Origin of the sequence: Chryseobacterium sp. CBTAP 102 (assembly GCF_003201365.1) — a bacterium.
GTDB classification, from domain to species: Bacteria; Bacteroidota; Bacteroidia; order Flavobacteriales; family Weeksellaceae; genus Chryseobacterium; species Chryseobacterium candidae.
In genome coordinates this window covers 1-2,041 of the sequence record NZ_QICX01000029.1, presented here as the reverse complement: position 1 = coordinate 2,041, position 2,041 = coordinate 1, and the positions used below count along the sequence as shown (strand labels likewise).

General features: G+C 30.8%; 5 protein-coding genes. All 5 read right to left on the bottom strand.

All coding sequences use genetic code 11. From position 1 onward, the window contains the following. Positions 1–408: 408 nt before the first annotated feature. On the bottom strand, positions 409–588 hold the full coding sequence (locus tag C8D70_RS20600; RefSeq protein WP_110368539.1) for a hypothetical protein: 180 nt from the start codon (positions 586–588) through the stop codon (positions 409–411). A gap of 151 nt (positions 589–739) precedes the next feature. Further along, positions 740–940, bottom strand: a complete 201-nt coding sequence (locus C8D70_RS20595) for a hypothetical protein (protein WP_110368538.1) — start codon at positions 938–940, stop codon at positions 740–742. Beyond that, positions 927–1,172, bottom strand: a complete 246-nt coding sequence (locus C8D70_RS20590; RefSeq protein WP_110368537.1) for a hypothetical protein — start codon at positions 1,170–1,172, stop codon at positions 927–929. Before C8D70_RS20590 ends, C8D70_RS20595 begins: the two co-directional genes overlap by 14 nt. A gap of 97 nt (positions 1,173–1,269) precedes the next feature. Then, positions 1,270–1,626: a single-stranded DNA-binding protein gene (locus tag C8D70_RS20585; protein ID WP_110368536.1), complete on the bottom strand. Its 357-nt coding sequence runs from the start codon at positions 1,624–1,626 to the stop codon at positions 1,270–1,272. Between the two features lie 120 nt (positions 1,627–1,746). Further along, positions 1,747–1,926: a hypothetical protein gene (locus tag C8D70_RS20580; protein ID WP_110368535.1), complete on the bottom strand. Its 180-nt coding sequence runs from the start codon at positions 1,924–1,926 to the stop codon at positions 1,747–1,749. Positions 1,927–2,041 lie beyond the last annotated feature (115 nt).

Sequence of the window (2,041 nt, the reverse complement as noted above, 5' to 3'; positions counted from 1 at the left end):
CCCAATTTGATTTGGGGGGCTTGGAACCGGTGATATTCCTTTGTAAATGAAATAGGGACAAGGGAAGCGCAGGGGCCATATAAACCCTCAAATTCTGGCGAAATTCTTGCCCGGAAAGGGTAAGGCCCGGGGGAAAGAATTATGACGGAATTTGTAGCCTTTTGGAATAATCAGGCCGGGAACCCGGCAGAGGGAAGACAAGCTCTTGGAACCTGGCGCAATTGTTGACGGAGGGGCCGAAGCCGGGAAAGAATTGTGACAGGTTCCAAATCCTTTCTCTCCGGAAATTTGGCGACAAAATTAAAACCAGGAAGATCTTCCGGAAGAAAATTTTGTCGACAAATTTTTCCCGGTTCTGAAAGATATCAGCTCTCCAGGAAAAAATTTTGTCGACTTATATATTATGAATTAATAATCATCATAATATTGGTACTCTCCATTTTTATAGTCAGCTTCATAATTTAGAACATCAAAATCATCCCCATCTTTAATATATTCTATGTGCTGTTTTGATTTTAAATATTCCTTTTCAGTAATAACGTCATAACATTCACTGTTATGATCGTAGACTAAAATATACTTTCTCATATCTTCAATATTTCTCGATTACCATTGTAAGAAACATTAACACTAAAATAAGCAATATACCTGCTATTGACTTTAAATAATCCTGTTTTAATTTTATGATTTTCATATCTGCAAAAATTTAAAGTTTATTAGAATAAATAGAATATATATTCTATTTCATTTGTAAGTATTTTTTATTATAACATTTCTTTATTACAGTCATAAAGAATTCTTCTTTTTCAGAGAAGATTCTTTCTCCATCCATGAAAAATATTTCCGGACTTTTTCTTAAATAGTCACTTTCAAATTTCTTAAACTCTTTACTAAAAGTTATTACAAAGAAAGCCCTGAAGTAGAATTTAATTTTTTTCATGGGATTGTGCTTTTTTAAGTTCATCCTGAAGCTCTCCGGATTTATTATTAATTAGGTAATCTACTGTCCCTACTACCATATAATAATTAGGAATTTCATCATTAAGTATCATTTCAACAGCTCTTAGATTTGCTTCTTTCCTTGAAGCTTTCGCACCAAAATAATAACCTGCTAAAAATTCTAAAGTAAGTGCTATGATAGCACCAATACCGATTAAGATAGTTTTTTTCATATTGCAAAAATTTAAAGTTTATTAGAATAAACAGAATATATATTCTATTTTAGTTTAAAAAAAAGGGGGTTTCCTCCCCCCCTAAGGTTTCCCTGGATTACTCCCCTGAAGTTTCTTCTGCCGGCTTTGCTCCTAATAAAAGAAGTTCATCTATACGAATTTCAGTTACATATCTTTTTACACCATCCTTATCATCATAAGACCTGTACGTAAGCTTTCCTTCTATTGCAATTTCTTGCCCTTTCTTGACATACTTGCTCAATATCTCTGCAACTTTTCCAAATGCAATAAGGTTGTGCCATTGTGTTTCTTCTACCTTTTCACCTTTTGCATTGGTGTAATTTTCTTTAGTTGCAAGACTTACAGAAGCCTTAAGTTGGTTGTTTTCAAATGTGATTGTTTCAACTTCTTTTCCTGTTCTACCTATTAAGGTAACTTTGTTTCTTAGTGACATAGTGTTAATTTTTAATGATTAATATTGATTTTTATTACATAGTAAAGGTACGAAATTAAACCGAATAAACCAAATATATATTCTATTATTTTTGATTAATTTTTCCCTTTTTTCGCAGAATTAATAAGTTTCGGTTCTTAGTATTTCGCCAGATTTAGCGTTTTTGTTTTTTTTATTTTTTTTGATTAAAATATCATGTTTTTCTTGGCCATAAAATTTGTCGCTTTCTTTTATATAGTAGCAGTTTAAAACATCAGAATTTTCAATATTAAAATTTACTATTAGAGTTAATTTTGTCATAATTATGTGATTTTAAAGTATTGTTATATTGATTTTTATTACATAGTAAAGGTACGGAAATAAACCGAATAAACCAAATATTTATTACATTTATTCATTAAACGTTTCTATTGTA